The following is a 14223-nucleotide window of genomic DNA, read 5'->3' as shown; positions in this document are numbered from 1 at the left end:
CAGCTGGATTAGCCTGAATTATAAAGGATTTATGCCTTGTTCCGCAGGGTAGGCCGGGGGCCGGATAACCGTTGGTCGATTCGTAAGCAAAAACATGATATTTGATTTCAATCATGATTTTGTGCGTGTATAAACTTACAGACTGGAGAGCAGTGTCAGGCTGTCCGGTTCTGGAGTCACACTGAATGAATGCACAATCCACCCTGTTCATGTCGGCCGCTGCCGCCGCCAGCCCGGTGTCGCGTCTCAAGCTGGCGGACCTGATGGCTTCGCTCAGCTATGCGCTGGACATCACCGAAGGCCAGCCAGAAGGCCATTGTGTCCGCTGCTGCTGGATTGGCCTCAATATCGCCCGGGAACTGGGGGTGAGCGAGCGGGAGCAGTGGGATCTCTACTACACCCTGCTGCTCAAGGATCTGGGCTGTAGCAGCAACGCGGCGCGCATCTGCCAGCTTTACCTCACAGACGATCTGGGCTTCAAGCAAAGCTTCAAACTGGTGGGCTCTGGCCTGCCGGAAATCCTCGGGTTTGTGTTCAGCCACACGGGTCGCAACGCGCGCTGGCGCGAACGCCTGCAAGCCATCATGAATGTGCTCAAGAACGGCGGCGAGATGTCGCAGGAGTTGATCCAGACCCGCTGTGACCGGGGCGCGGAAATCGCGCGGCGCCTGCGTTTCAACGAATCCGTGGCGGCCGGTATCCGCTCGCTGGACGAGCATTGGGATGGTTCCGGTCGACCAGCGCACCTCAAGGGCGAGGATATCCCGCTGGCCGCGCGAATTGCCTTGCTGGCCCAGGTGATTGATGTGTTTCATTTTTCCGGCGGGCGCGGGGCGGCCATCAACGAGGTGCGCAATCGCGCCGGCAAATGGTTTGACCCGGAACTGTGCCGCGCGTTTGAGTCCATCGCGGCGGATGCCCTGTTCTGGCAAATGCTGGAGTCTGACCAGATTACCAAAGCGGTGCTGGCGCTGGAGCCGGCGCAGTACGCCGTGCCGCTGGATGACGATTACCTGGATGATATTGCCGAAGCGTTTGGCGAGGTGGTGGATTCCAAGAGCCCGTTTACCGCTGGCCACAGCCAGCGGGTTGGCCTGTATACCGATGCCATTGCGGCCGCGCTGGATATCCCGGAGCCACGCCGGCGCTGGCTGCGGCGCGCCGCGTTGCTGCATGATGTGGGTAAGCTGGGTGTCAGCAACTCCATTCTGGATAAACCCGGCAAGCTGGACGATGAAGAATGGGAAGCCGTGAAGATGCACGCCAGCTATACCGAGGCCATCCTTTCGCGCATTTCTTCGTTCCGCGAACTGGCGCGCATGGCCGCAGCGCATCACGAACGGCTGGATGGTTCAGGTTACCCGCGCGGGCTCAAGGGTGAAGCCATTACGCTGGAAACCCGCATTGTGACCACGGCCGATATTTTTGACGCCATCAGTGCAGAACGCCCCTACCACCCGGCCATGTCGGTGGATGAAACGCTGGCGATCATGAAAAAGAGTGTCGGCACCGCTATCGATCCGCGCTGTTTTGAGGCGCTGTGCCGCGTGGCGGAAGTCACCCTGCCGGGCTGATCAAGCGGTCGGCCAGTTGCGCCAGCAAGGCGGCGTCGGGCGGGTTGCTGGCACAGAGCGCCCGTTTGGCTTTCGGGCTCAGCCGTTTGGTGGCGTATTCCTGCCGCGAGGCCTCGGCCCGATCCGCACAACACAGCACGGCCATCAGGCGTACCGGTGGATTGGCGCGGGTATAACGCGCGCCTTTGCCGCTGGCATGGGCGACGTATCGCGCTGCCACGTCATTGCTGATGCCGGTGTACAAGCTGCCATTGCGGCATTCAATCAGATAAACAAACCAGGGCGTGGTGACGCCTTCGGCAACGGGCTGCATAAAAGGGTTTGCGTGCGCGCGTAAACGCGCCAATATTCGGGGCTCTGATCATCACATAAAGCTGGGGCCGCTGCATGTCCAAGTCCCGTATGAATCTCACCACCGGTCCGGTGGGGCGGACACTGTTTTTGTTCTCGCTCCCGGTGCTGGGCAGCAACGTGCTGCAATCGCTCAATGCCTCCATTAACTCCATGTGGGTCGGGCATTACCTGGGCGAAGCCGCGCTGACGGCGACCTCCAACGCCAATATCGTGTTGTTCTTTTTGCTGGGCGTGGTATTCGGGCTGTCCATGGCCAATACCATCCTGGTCGGCCAGGCGGTCGGGGCGCGCAATATGGATCAGGCCCGCCGCGTCGTCGGCACCAGTGCGACCTTCTTTGTGGTGGTGTCCGTGTTGCTGGCGCTGGCCGGGGTCATCCTGACGCCGCATATTCTGGATGCCATGGGCACGCCAGCGGACGCGCGCCCCTACGCGGTGGCGTATTTGCGGGTGATCTTCATCGCCGTGCCGTTCATGTATCTGTACAACGTCATGATGATGACACTGCGTGGAACCGGTGACTCGCGTACGCCGTTCTGGTTCATGCTGCTCTCGGCGGTGACGGACATCATTCTTAACCCGATCCTGATCTTTGGCTGGGGTCCGTTTCCCAAAATGGGTATTGCCGGCTCGGCCACGGCCACGCTGATTGCACAAAGCGGCAGCCTGATCGCCATGATGTGGTTTCTCAAGCGCCGCAAATATTTTCTGTTGCTGGGGCGGCATGAACTGCATTACCTCAAGCCGGACCCGGCCATCTTGCGCGCGCTGATCTTCAAGGGCCTGCCGATGGGGTTGCAGATGCTGGTGATTGCGTCTTCCGCCATTGTCATGATCAGTCTGGTGAATGCGCACGGCTCGACGGTGACCGCCGCGTATGGTGTGGCCTCGCAACTGTGGAACTACATCCAGATGCCTGCGCTGGCGCTGGGCGCGGGCGTGTCCTCCATGGTGGCGCAGAACGTCGGTGCGGGGCTGTGGGACCGGGTATCGCGGATTACGCGGGTCGGTGTGCTGTTCAATTTTCTGATGACGGGTGCGCTGGTCACGCTGTTATTGCTGCTGGACCACCTGGTACTGGGCCTGTTCTTGCCTGATGACGCCACGGCCATGGGTGTGGCCCGCCATATCGACTGGATTGTCTCCTGGTCGTTCATTCTGTTCGGTGTGACCATTGTGCTGTTTGCCACTGTGCGCGCCACTGGCGCGGTGGTGGCGCCGCTGGTGATTCTGATCATTGCCATGTGGCTGACGCGGCTGCCGTTTGCCTCCCTGATGAGCACCCACATGGGCCAGGAAGCCATCTGGTGGAGTTTCCCGGTGGGCTCGGTGGTCTCGCTCACCCTGGCCTTGTTGTACTACCGTTTTGGTGGCTGGCGTCGCGCGCGTATGGTGGTGCCATCCACCCCGGCCGCAGGCGAGGCAGTGGTGGCCAAATGAGCAAACTGCGGTATCTGACGGGATATCCGGCGGAGCTGGTAGCACGGGTGGAGCGTTTGCTCGATAGCGGTGAGCTGGGCCCGTGGTTGAGCCAGCGTTACCCGGACAGGAACGAAATCCAGACCGATAAAGCGCTGTACGACTATGTGACTGACTTGAAACAGCGGTATCTGAAAAACGCGCCGCAGCCAGCGCGGGTGCAGTATGACAACCAGCTTGATCTGATTGGCGGCACGCTGGGGACCAATACCTTTGCCTCACGCGTGCAGGGCGGCAAACTCAAGCGCAAGAACGAGATCCGCATCGCCACCCTCTTTCGCGAAACGCCGCCCGAGTTTCTGAACATGATCGTGGTGCATGAACTGGCGCACCTGAAAGAGAAAGACCACAACAAGGCCTTTTACCAGATGTGCTGCCACATGCAGCCGGATTATCACCAACTGGAATTTGACCTGCGCGTCTGGCTGACGCTGCGGGCGGCGGGTTAAGCCGGATCAACCGCCGCTGACCAACAAAAAAGCCCGGTTCGCACCGGGCTTTTTTCAACATCCTGGATCAGCGTGGTGAACGCTTAGTCCTTCGGGTTGATGTTGTTGATGACGTACTTCACGCCCGGCACCTTTTCAGCGATCTGGCCGGCTTCGGCCATTTGTTCGCCGTGATCCACGGTACCGTCGATAGAGACTTCGGCTTTCTTGGCGGTCACAACCAGGTTGAACGGCTTCAGGTTAGCGTCAGCGTCCAGAGCAGCCTTGACCGCAGCAGCCAGTTGCTCGTCGGTCGGTGCAGCAGCGGCGGCAGCATCAGCAGCCATGGCGGCAGTTGCGGTGAAAGAGGTGCCAACAACCAGGGCGGCAGCGATCAGTGTACGTGCGAGCAGTTTGTTCATTTCTTTTTCCTTGTCACAAGACCGGATGAATAAGAGCAGTTGAAAACGGATCGGCGTGCGCTTAACGCGCGCAGGGAATTCCGACTCAGGCGGAAATGTATGAATCAATCATTGCGATTTCATGACAACTCTCCGCAAACCGGAAATAAAACGATGGACGTCCTCAAGAATGAACAGGGCTTGATCTGCCGCAAAGCCTTCACTGGCAAGGGTTAGCGGCACGCCAGCATAAAAAAAACAGCGGCCAGGGCCGCTGTTTCAGAACAAACGCTACAAAGTGTTATTTTGCGGTAGTTCAGTTGGTCTGCATCACGTTGATGTGGTTGGTTACGCCAGTCACACCACTCACGCTTTTTGCGATCTCTGCGGCTTTGTCAGCCTGACCTTGTTCCTGAACGGAGCCAAAGAGCGTGACGTTGCCACTGCTTTCCCGTACGCCCAGGTTAAACGTGCGCAACGTGGCATCCTTGCTCAGTGCAGCCTTCACTTGTCCCGCCAGCGAGTCCGCCGTCTGCAGATGATTCACCACGCTTTTCACGCCCGGCACCTTGCTGACGGTATCGGCAATCTTGTCAGACTGATCTTTGTTGGCCACCCACCCGTTGAGCGTGATGACGCCCTTCTTGTTGCTGACCTTGACCTTGGAGGCACCCAGTGAAGGGTCAGCTTTCAGCGCCTGCTTCACCTGTTTGGTGACAGAGGGCGCGGCGGTGGCGGTGGGTGCGCCTTGCGGTGTGTCGCCATCCGCGCACGCGATACCGGATACGGCGCTCAAGCCCAGTGCCAGGGTAATGAAAAGCGTGGAACGCAGCAGTAGTTGTTTCAACATTTTTGGTTTCCTTATGAGACTGTGAGACCCGAACGAAAGTTGGTTTTATGGGCGCGATCCCTCCAGAACGGCAGTCAATACATTGATCACTCCCAAAGTATGCATAGAGCATCCCGCCGGGCAGGCAAACCCCTTTGTGGTGTCAGCGGCGCACGGACAAAAAAACAGCGGCCTGAGCCGCTGTTTTTTGCATGGCGGTAAACCGCCGTCTGCGGATACGTCCGATCAGTGCGGGTGAGCCACGTTGATCAGGTTCTTCACCGAGGTCACACCGCTGACACCCTTGGCGATGGTTTCGGCTTTTTCAGAGTCTTCCTGTTCTTGCACAGAGCCGAACAGAGTCACTTCGCCGTTGTTTTCCTTCACGCCCAGATTAAAGGCATGCAGGGTGGCATCCTTGTTCAGGGCGGCTTTGACCTGGCCGGTCAGCGAGTCAGCGGTGATGATGTGGTTCACCACGCTCTTCACGCCATCGACCTTGCCAGCGGCATCAGCAATTGCTGCAGCCTGATCCTTGGTGGCGGCGGAACCGGTCAGGGTGATCACACCTTTCTTGTTCTTGACCTTGACTTTGGATGCGCCCAGGGCCGGGTCTTTCAGCGCCTTTTTGACCTGGGTGGTCACAGACGGCTTGGCGGTACTCGCTGCGGTAGCAGCCTCGCCATTTTCGCCATTGGCGCCATCAGCCCATGCGGAAGTAGCGGTGACGCCAAAGCCCAGACCCAATGCCAGTGCCAGTGTGGTGCGCACAAGAAGCTGTTTCATTCTTATTCCCTCTCATTGGAAGATCATTGTGGTGGCCAGGGCCCGATTCATGTGGTTTGGCGGGCAAACTTTTATCGAGCCCAGACTTATGCATAGGACATGTTACTGACACGTCAAACTTATTTAATGCCCCATAGGTGAGGGACGGCAGTCATCCTTTTGACAGCCTGGAAAAAGTTAACAAAAAAGGCTGCCCTGATCAGGACAGCCTTTTTCTCCATATCAACAGCCACCAACAGCTTAGTTGCGCGTGGTTTTTACTTTGTAGCGGTAACCCAGCCACATGATGAACAACCACGCCGGCACCAGATAAGCCGAGACATCCAGCCCGGGTGTGAACAGCAAAATACCCAGAATCATCAGCATGAAGGCCAGACAGATCCAGTTACTGAGCGGAAACCAGAACGAGCGGAACACAATGGTCTCGCCTTGAGCATCCATCGCCCGGCGGAACTTGATATGCGTCAGGCTGATCAGCGCCCAGTTAATGACCAGCGCCGCAACGACCAGGGCCATCAGCACATCCAGCGCGCGCGCGGGGATCACGTAATTGACGATCACACAGGTAAAGGTGGCCAGCGCAGACAGCAAGATCGCCGCCACCGGTACGCCGCGCCGGTTCACCTTAAGCAGTGAACGCGGCGCATTGCCTTGTTCTGCCAGGCCGTACAGCATGCGGCTGTTGGCGTAAACGCTGCTGTTGTAGACCGAGAGCGCGGCGGTGAGCACCACAATATTGAGAATATTGGCGGTCAGCCCTTCACCAATCTGCGAGAAGATCATCACAAACGGGCTACCGCCAGCCGCCACCTTGCTCCACGGGTAGAGCGACAGCAGCACAGTCAGCGCGCCAATGTAAAAGATCAGAATCCGGTAGATCACCTGGTTGACGGCCTTGGGGATGCTCTTGCGCGGGTCTGCTGCTTCTGCGGCGGTAATGCCGATCAGCTCCAGCCCGCCGAAAGAGAACATGATCACCGCCAGCATCATGAAGAGGCCGCCAAAGCCATGCGGGAAGAAGCCGCCATCGTTCCACAGATTGCTGAAACTGGCCTGCGGGCCACCGTGACCACTCAGCAACAGGTAGCCGCCGAACACAATCATGGCAATCACGGCGACCACTTTGATGATGGCAAACCAGAACTCCATCTCGCCAAACAGTTTGACGTTGGCCAGGTTGACCGCGTTGATCGCCAGAAAGAACACCAGTGCCGACACCCAGGTGGGAATATCCGGCCGCCAGAATTCAATGTATTTCCCGACCGCCGTGAGTTCCGCCATGCTGACCAGCACATACAGTACCCAGTAGTTCCAGCCAGACAAAAAGCCGGCAAAGTCGCCCCAGTACTTATAGGCAAAGTGGCTGAACGTGCCGGCCACGGGCTCTTGCGCCACCATTTCGCCCAGTTGGCGCATGATCAGAAACGCAATAAATCCGCCAATGGCATAACCCAGAATCATGGAGGGGCCAGCGGCCTTAAGTACACCGGCCGAACCCAGAAACAGCCCGGTGCCAATAGCCCCGCCCAGCGCAATCAACTGGATATGACGATTTTTCAGGCCACGCTTGAGGCCATCTTGTTGAGTGGATGTATCCAAAACAGGTTTCCTGCAAATCCGGTGTAGCACCGGCTCAATCAAATAATCAATCAAACAAACACATCAAAGGCGACAAATCGCAACAAAAAAACACGGCCAGGCAAACACCTGGCCGGCTTTGACTTTGGCACGCAGCCAGTGCTGCCTCAAGTCGGGATATCGATTATCTACCGTGTTTCTAGCGGTTATTGTGAGACTGCCATGACCTTGATCAAGACTTGCCCATCCACATCCACAGTCATACCCGGTCGAATCTTGTTGGTCTTGCGCAGTTCCTGCACACCATCGACCTTGACTACGCCGCTGGCGACCAGCGCCTTGCCAGCGCCGCCGCTATCGACCACTCCGGCGATTTTCAGTAAATCATTCAGCGCGATGTATTCGCTATCGATCTCGACTTCGAGCATGTGCATGGGGTGGCCCGCAAAAAAAGAATGTTAACAGCCCAGGCCGACCGCAGGCGCGCTGCCGGGCCGACTGTCCGGGGGATAAATCACGTTTCAGACCGGCTGGGCCAGGATCGACATGGCCACGGCTTCTGCCACTTTGATGCCATCCACACCCGCCGACATAATGCCGCCGGCGTAACCTGCACCTTCGCCCGCCGGGTACAAGCCGCGCGTGTTCAGGCTTTGCAGCGATTCATTGTCACGGCGGATACGCACCGGGGAAGAGGTCCGGGTTTCCACGCCCGTGAGCACGGCGTCATGCATATCAAAACCCTTGATCTGGCGGCCAAAGGCCGGCAGGGCTTCGCGGATGGCGCTAATGGCAAAGTCCGGCAGCACGGTATCCAGATTGGTCAGATGCACGCCCGGCGTGTACGAAGGTTGCACACTGCCAAAGTCTTTGGAGGGCTTGTTGGCAATAAAGTCGCCCACCAGTTGGCCCGGCGCGCTGTAATTGCTGCCGCCCAGCACATAGGCGGCGGATTCGAGCTTGCGCTGGAATTCCACACCCGCCAGCACGTGGCCGGGGTAGTCCCGTTCCGGACTGATATCGACCACAATGCCGGCGTTGGCATTGCGCTCGTTACGTGAATACTGGCTCATACCATTGGTGACCACGCGGCCAGGCTCAGATGCTGCCGCCACCACGGTGCCGCCCGGGCACATACAGAAGCTGTACACCGCACGGCCGTTGCTGGCGTGATGCACCAGCTTGTAATCCGCCGCGCCCAGGATCGGGTGGCCGGCGTTGGGGCCAAAGCGGGCGTTGTCGATCAGGGATTGCGGGTGCTCGATCCGGAAACCCACGCTGAACGGTTTGGCTTCCATATACACATTGCGATCAAACAGCACCTGGAACGTGTCGCGCGCGGAGTGGCCCAGAGCCAGCACCACGTGATCGGTCTCGATGATCTCGCCCGTCTGGGTCTTTACGCCGCGCACCTGCTGGTTGCCGTCGGTGGTTTTTTCCACGATCAGATCATCCATGCGGGTCTGGAAGCGGATTTCCCCGCCCAGCTCAATGATCTTCTCCCGCATGGTTTCCACCATGCCCACGAGGCGGAACGTGCCAATGTGCGGCTTGGATACGTAGAGGATTTCTTCCGGTGCGCCGGCCAGTACAAACTCGTGCAGCACTTTGTCACCGTGGTGGCGATGATCCTTGATCCGGCTATAGAGCTTGCCGTCAGAGAACGTGCCCGCGCCGCCTTCGCCAAACTGCACGTTGGATTCCGGATTCAGCTCACGCTTGCGCCACAGCCCCCACGTATCTTTGGTGCGTTCACGCACGGCCTTGCCGCGCTCCAGCACAATGGGTTTGAAGCCGGTCTGCGCCAGGATCAGCGCGGCAAACAGGCCACAGGGCCCCAGACCCACCACCACCGGGCGATGTTTGAGATTGTCTGGCGCAAAGCCAACGGGTTTGTAACTGGTATCCGGCGTGACGCTGACTTTGGTGTCGTTCTTGAAGCGCTTGAGTAGCGCGGCCTCGTTGCGGACTTCTACATCCACCGTGTAGATCAGCAGGATGTTGGCTTTTTTGCGGGCGTCGTAGCTGCGCAGGTAAATGGAATGGCTGATCAGATCATCGGCCTTGATCCCCAACCGGGCCACGATGGCGGCGGGGAGTTCTTCTGGCGTGTGATCCAGGGGCAGTTTGATTTCATTCAGTCGCAGCATACGGTTCTATCCAGACAAAAGTGGCGGCCAGCGCAGCCGCAAACCCGCGATTGTACCGGATGCCGCGCCCACGCCGGGTTTGGGGCGACACGCGCGACTGGCCTGGTATTTGTCACGCTCGTCACACGTGGCCCGCATAGAACTTTGACGCAACTCTATGGCCCATTATGATCTTTTGTATCAAGCGGCCTTTAGAACATTGAAAAAGGGGAAACCATGCTGCGTCTGATCGGCAATATTCTGTGGTTTGTACTGGGTGGCGTCTGGATGGCGCTGGGCTGGTGGCTGGCCGGCCTGATCATGTTGATCACCATTGTTGGTATTCCGTGGGCCAAAGCCTGCTTTGTGATTGGCGGCTTTGCGCTGTGGCCCTTTGGCCGGGAAGCCGTCAGCCGGCGGGATGTGAACGGCCGGCACGATATCGGCACCGGCGCGCTGGGTTTTCTGGGCAACGTGATCTGGTTTGTCTTTGGCGGCTGGTGGCTGGCCATTGGTCACGTGGTGTGTGCGGCGGCCAACTTCATCACCATCATCGGCATTCCGTTTGGTATTCAACACCTGAAACTGGCGCTGATTGCACTGGCCCCTATCGGCCAGACCGTGGTGGAGAAAGACCGCATGTTCTCCATGCGCGGCTAGATCATCCTCTGCCGCCAGGCGGTGTCATAAACGGGCGCGCTGCACGACTCTAACGGTATCGAACACCCACAGAGGTTTGCCATGCGCCCGTTACCTTTTCCATTGATCCACCTGCTCGCCAGTCTTGCGCTGGCGCTGTTGCCCGCCAGCCAGGCTCTGGCGGCTGCCTGCCAGGCGCAAAGCGGCACCCACCGCGCCGCGCTGGTGCAACTGTTCACCTCTGAAGGCTGTTCAGATTGCCCGCCCGCCGACACGCGCCTGAATGCGCTGAACAGCGCTACCAGCGCCCAAAGCGGCCCCATCGTGCCGTTGGCGTTCCACGTGAACTATTGGGACGACCAGGGCTGGCGAGACCTGTTTGCTGATCCTGCCTATGGCGAGCTGCAAGAATGGATGGTCCACGCCACCGGCGGCCGCGTGGTCTATACGCCCCATTTCTTCATCAACGGCACGCCCCTGCTGGACTGGCGCAGCCGGCTGGACGCGTTGATGAACCAGAACACCAGCCAGAGTGCCCCCGCTGGCCTGTACGTCAGCGCTACTCCGCAACCCGGTAACCGGCTGGCGATCTCGGCCAAAGCCAGTGGCCTGAAGCCAGACGCCAACCTGCAACTGCGGGTGGCTGTGGCGGAAAGCGGCCTGGTCTCGCACGTGATTGCCGGAGAAAACAGCGGCGCCACCCTCACCCACGCCCACGTCGTCCGCGCCATGACCCCGGCGCTACCCGTTCATGCAGACGGCGCAGTACAAACCACGCTGGCCGTGCCGGCATCTACTGGTAAACAAGTGCGTGTGGTGGCGTGGCTGCAAAACCCGCAAACGGCAGAGGTTATCCAGGCCGTCAGTACGGCGGATTGCGCGCGTTGATCCAGCATGCGGGGGTCAGGAGCAGCCCGGATGAAGCGCGCCCCTTGGTGGGTGCCCCCACCAAGTTGCCGGAAATTGCAGGAGCTAGTGGCCGTGGGGCGGCGAGAATCCGGGGTTGCGCCGCCAGCAGATTCTTGCCCGCACCGCCACCCCGGATTCCCGGCCCCTTGGGCCTTCGTCCGGGCTACGGTAAACGCGCTCATTTGCCCTTGGGCTTGTTCAACGCCGCTGCGGCCTGAAACAACGCTTTTAAACCTGCCTCATCCAGCGTTGCATCTTGCTTGAAATCAATCGCCCGCCGCGCATTACCTTCCAGGCTGGCATTGAACAACTGCTTGGGGTCTGCCACCGTCGCGCCCTTGGGGAAAGTCAGCTTCACCGCCGCTTTGTAGGATTCCCCGGTGCAGATGATGCCGTTGTGCTCCCACACCGGCACGCCCCACTTCCAGGTTTCGACCACGTCCGGAATGGCTTCATGCATCAGCGCACGCAGCCTGGCCAAAGTCTCACCACGCCAGTCGTTCAGTTCCGCAATGCGTTCGTCGATCAGGATGGGAGCCGGCCGGTTCGGGTCACCGCTGGTTTTGTGCATGGGTTTCGCCTCAGTGATTTATGTAGGGTGGATTCGGAGCGTAGCGACAATCCACCATCGCAGCAGTATCCATCATTGCAAAGGTGGGTTGCTTCGCGAACCCACCCTACGGTCATTCACCAAACATACCATCGATCTCCCCGCCTTCGCCTGCCCAATTCTCCGGCAGCAGCCCCGCCGCAACATACCGATGAAACGTCGAATACGGCCAATCCACCACGCGCTGGACATACCCATGCTTGACCGGGTTGAAATGGATATAGGCCACGTGCCGGGCAAAGTCTTCTTCATCCCGGACCGTATGCTCCCAATACCGGCGCTGCCAGATACCTCGCTCCCCACGTGCCTGTGCGGTTGAGGTGACAAATTCTGTATGGGGTAGCGCACGAGAAAACAGCAATTTGATTAACCGCCAGCGCAAAGGGTAATCCGCATCGCCTTCAGGCAAGGTCCAGATGCAATGCATGTGTTCAGGCAAAACCACCCAGGCATCGATCAGGAATGGATGTGTGCGTTTCACGGTTTGAACGGCTGAGCGCAGCTTGTCGATATGCCAAATCAGTAAGTTTTCTTTGCGATTTGTCAAAGCGACCGTGAAGAAATAGCTGCCCCCATCAACGAAACTGCGGCGATAGCGCGACATTGATTAGTGTCTGCTTACGTAGAAACATACACCGTAGTATGTTTGGAGAGTTGGCGCCTTGTTTTGGTGCGGAGATGAGGTGAGTGCCAATACAACCCGAGTGGGTGAAGTCAGAGTACAGCGATATTCTATCTTTTCGTATGGCAAAGAGAGGCGCCACGCTGACTTCAAGTTCGTTCTCTATTTTTTAGTAACGATAGTAGGTTTTATGGTGATTTTTACAAAATGAAAGCAAAAAATAAACTCAAAGATCCGTTTCCTATAGAAACGCTTAACAGAATTAATTTAGGTCACGCAGATGGACATCGCGATAACAACATTGAAAATGTTTTTATCAAAACCAGGTCTATAGATCAATTTTGTTTAGACAAACATTCAATTGTCGTTGGTTCATTTGGATCTGGGAAAAGCACCTTATTCAAATTACTTAAAAATAAAAGCGATCTTATAGGTGATTTTGAGAATGAAATTATCGTCCCAATAGAAGAGCAGATCCAATTCGAAGAATTGAGAAAAATAGCTGGGCAATATTTTTCAGGTGTTAGTAGTCGGGTTTTATATCAATTAATATGGAAGTTTCAGATTGTACGAGCAATTAGCTCTCATGTCTCAAGTTTGGAGGATTTCCCCTGCAGCAAAGACGAGGTTCAGGTTAGAGATTTTCTCTACCAAATTGGTGGAGATGTAGACGTCTCTCTAACTCAGGTAATGAGAAATTTGTTATCTACCATTTCTTTTAAAATAAAAGCAAAGATAAGTTCGACGCCTATCGAAATAGAAGCGGGAAAAGAAGTCCATCAGAAGAAACAAACTGTTGAAATTAATTTGGACAAAATTATATCCAGTTTGGAACGATCTTTAAAAGGCAGAGAAGTTAAAAGCGCATTGGTTATTATTGATAAACTGGATAAATTCGTAACGCATGAGGATTATAAAACTCAACGCGAATTTATCGAATCTCTCCTAGAAGTTGAAGATGACCTTCAATCTGTTGGTTTTATTAGATTCAAAATATTTTTGCGTAGTGATTTGCATGACAGACTGAACCTTTCTTCTTTAGGACCGGATAAAGTTGCAGATAATACCCTGGTCTTGAAATGGAGTTCATCGGAGATTCAATCATTCATCGCAAAAAGGTTATTCTGCGCTCTCTGTGAGACAGATGCTTGGGAGACGCAGCAAATAGCCGAGTCTATTGATTTAACGGAAACAGAATTGAGATGGTATGAGCGTGTCCTTGCGACGCGAAAGAAAGAAGGTGTTTTTTATAATTTTGCTATCCTCTGGAGAAAATTATTTGGAAAGAAGCGTTCAATTTCTCTATTTGAAACATTTGATAAAAGCATAATTTCGTTGTTGTTTGAAAAAAAATTAAAGCATAAGAACTCCAAGGGTGAAGAAGTTGGCATCGATTGCCATGAATTTTTTAGTACACATTTTCTGGATGGAAATAATTCATGCACCCCTAGGCAAGTTCTAATATTTCTGAAGAAATTGATCGCTGAGACTGCTCATTATTACACAGAAAATCCCGATTTGAACGTGCACACGCGCCGAGTTAGTGTTGGTTGGGGGTGGGAGATTTTTAGTTCGGACTTGGTATATTCTTCTTATATACAAGCCAAAGAAGATTATATCAAGCATGTTGCAAAGCTTGACGAAAAATGGACTTCTTCATTTAATGATTTTTTAACAAAAATTAAAAACAAGAATTCATTTTATTATAAGTGGGTATCTCAAAATGTGAATTTTCCAGAGAAGGATATGGAAGCCGGATTTTTGGCATTTCTTCAGGTGATTGGTTTTTTTGAAACAATAGAAAGCAATAGAGATATAAAGAAGAGAAAATATAAAATCCCTATTCTCTATAAAGAAGCATGATGTATAAGAAATAAGGGCTTCT

15 protein-coding genes are annotated in these 14223 nt (G+C 55.7%); 6 read left to right on the top strand and 9 right to left on the bottom strand.

Annotated features, from left to right (window positions below):
- Positions 1-185 precede the first annotated feature (185 nt).
- Positions 186-1574 (top strand): HD-GYP domain-containing protein, encoded by a 1389-nt coding sequence (locus HNQ50_RS12925; RefSeq protein WP_246428708.1) that lies wholly within the window; start codon positions 186-188, stop codon positions 1572-1574.
- Here HNQ50_RS12925 and HNQ50_RS12920 read toward each other — a convergent pair.
- Entirely contained in the window at positions 1558-1887 is a 330-nt protein-coding gene (locus tag HNQ50_RS12920) for a GIY-YIG nuclease family protein (RefSeq protein ID WP_184101417.1), read from the bottom strand. The genes HNQ50_RS12925 and HNQ50_RS12920 overlap by 17 nt on opposite strands.
- 74 nt (positions 1888-1961) lie before the next feature.
- Between HNQ50_RS12920 and HNQ50_RS12915 the strand changes: the two genes are divergently transcribed.
- Together HNQ50_RS12915 and HNQ50_RS12910 are read left to right on the top strand one after the other, a co-directional pair.
- Positions 1962-3368: an MATE family efflux transporter gene (locus tag HNQ50_RS12915; protein ID WP_184101415.1), complete on the top strand. Its 1407-nt coding sequence runs from the start codon at positions 1962-1964 to the stop codon at positions 3366-3368.
- The gene (locus HNQ50_RS12910; RefSeq protein WP_184101413.1) at positions 3365-3856 is read left to right on the top strand and encodes a M48 metallopeptidase family protein; all 492 of its coding nucleotides are present in this window, start codon (positions 3365-3367) and stop codon (positions 3854-3856) included. Before HNQ50_RS12915 ends, HNQ50_RS12910 begins: the two co-directional genes overlap by 4 nt.
- Positions 3857-3939: 83 nt before the next feature.
- Here HNQ50_RS12910 and HNQ50_RS12905 read toward each other — a convergent pair whose 3' ends face one another.
- From HNQ50_RS12905 to HNQ50_RS12880, 6 genes are all read right to left on the bottom strand, one after another.
- On the bottom strand, positions 3940-4257 hold the full coding sequence (locus tag HNQ50_RS12905) for a BON domain-containing protein (protein ID WP_184101411.1): 318 nt from the start codon (positions 4255-4257) through the stop codon (positions 3940-3942).
- 295 nt (positions 4258-4552) lie between these two features.
- The gene (locus HNQ50_RS12900; protein ID WP_184101409.1) at positions 4553-5086 is read right to left on the bottom strand and encodes a BON domain-containing protein; all 534 of its coding nucleotides are present in this window, start codon (positions 5084-5086) and stop codon (positions 4553-4555) included.
- 225 nt (positions 5087-5311) lie between these two features.
- Positions 5312-5851, bottom strand: a complete 540-nt coding sequence (locus HNQ50_RS12895) for a BON domain-containing protein (RefSeq protein ID WP_184101407.1) — start codon at positions 5849-5851, stop codon at positions 5312-5314.
- Between the two features lie 240 nt (positions 5852-6091).
- Positions 6092-7450, bottom strand: coding sequence for an amino acid permease (locus tag HNQ50_RS12890; RefSeq protein ID WP_184101405.1), 1359 nt, complete (start codon positions 7448-7450; stop codon positions 6092-6094).
- A gap of 185 nt (positions 7451-7635) precedes the next feature.
- Positions 7636-7863 carry an RNA-binding S4 domain-containing protein gene (locus tag HNQ50_RS12885; RefSeq protein WP_184101403.1) on the bottom strand — a complete coding sequence of 76 codons (228 nt, stop codon included), beginning with the start codon at positions 7861-7863 and terminating at the stop codon, positions 7636-7638.
- 87 nt (positions 7864-7950) lie between these two features.
- A complete protein-coding gene (locus HNQ50_RS12880) occupies positions 7951-9579 on the bottom strand; it encodes an NAD(P)/FAD-dependent oxidoreductase (protein WP_184101401.1) in 1629 nt (542 codons plus the stop codon).
- A 216-nt stretch (positions 9580-9795) separates the two neighbouring features.
- Between HNQ50_RS12880 and HNQ50_RS12875 the strand changes: the two genes are divergently transcribed.
- Both HNQ50_RS12875 and HNQ50_RS12870 read left to right on the top strand, forming a co-directional pair.
- A complete protein-coding gene (locus HNQ50_RS12875; RefSeq protein ID WP_184101399.1) occupies positions 9796-10218 on the top strand; it encodes a YccF domain-containing protein in 423 nt (140 codons plus the stop codon).
- Between the two features lie 81 nt (positions 10219-10299).
- On the top strand, positions 10300-11085 hold the full coding sequence (locus tag HNQ50_RS12870; protein ID WP_184101397.1) for a DUF1223 domain-containing protein: 786 nt from the start codon (positions 10300-10302) through the stop codon (positions 11083-11085).
- 199 nt (positions 11086-11284) lie between these two features.
- On the opposite strand, the gene HNQ50_RS12865 is transcribed toward HNQ50_RS12870, so the two are convergent.
- Both HNQ50_RS12865 and HNQ50_RS12860 read right to left on the bottom strand, forming a co-directional pair.
- Complete coding sequence (locus tag HNQ50_RS12865; RefSeq protein ID WP_184101395.1) at positions 11285-11677, bottom strand: DUF1801 domain-containing protein; 393 nt, start codon at positions 11675-11677, stop codon at positions 11285-11287.
- 112 nt (positions 11678-11789) lie between these two features.
- Complete coding sequence (locus HNQ50_RS12860; protein WP_184101393.1) at positions 11790-12320, bottom strand: REP-associated tyrosine transposase; 531 nt, start codon at positions 12318-12320, stop codon at positions 11790-11792.
- 225 nt (positions 12321-12545) lie between these two features.
- Between HNQ50_RS12860 and HNQ50_RS12855 the strand changes: the two genes are divergently transcribed.
- Positions 12546-14201: a P-loop ATPase, Sll1717 family gene (locus HNQ50_RS12855; RefSeq protein WP_184101391.1), complete on the top strand. Its 1656-nt coding sequence runs from the start codon at positions 12546-12548 to the stop codon at positions 14199-14201.
- Positions 14202-14223 lie beyond the last annotated feature (22 nt).

The sequence above is a fragment of the Silvimonas terrae genome, from assembly GCF_014202765.1.
In the GTDB taxonomy this organism is placed as follows: Bacteria; Pseudomonadota; Gammaproteobacteria; order Burkholderiales; family Chitinibacteraceae; genus Silvimonas; species Silvimonas terrae.
The sequence above is the reverse complement of the archived record's forward strand: the minus strand, read 5'-3'. Positions and strand labels throughout refer to the sequence as shown.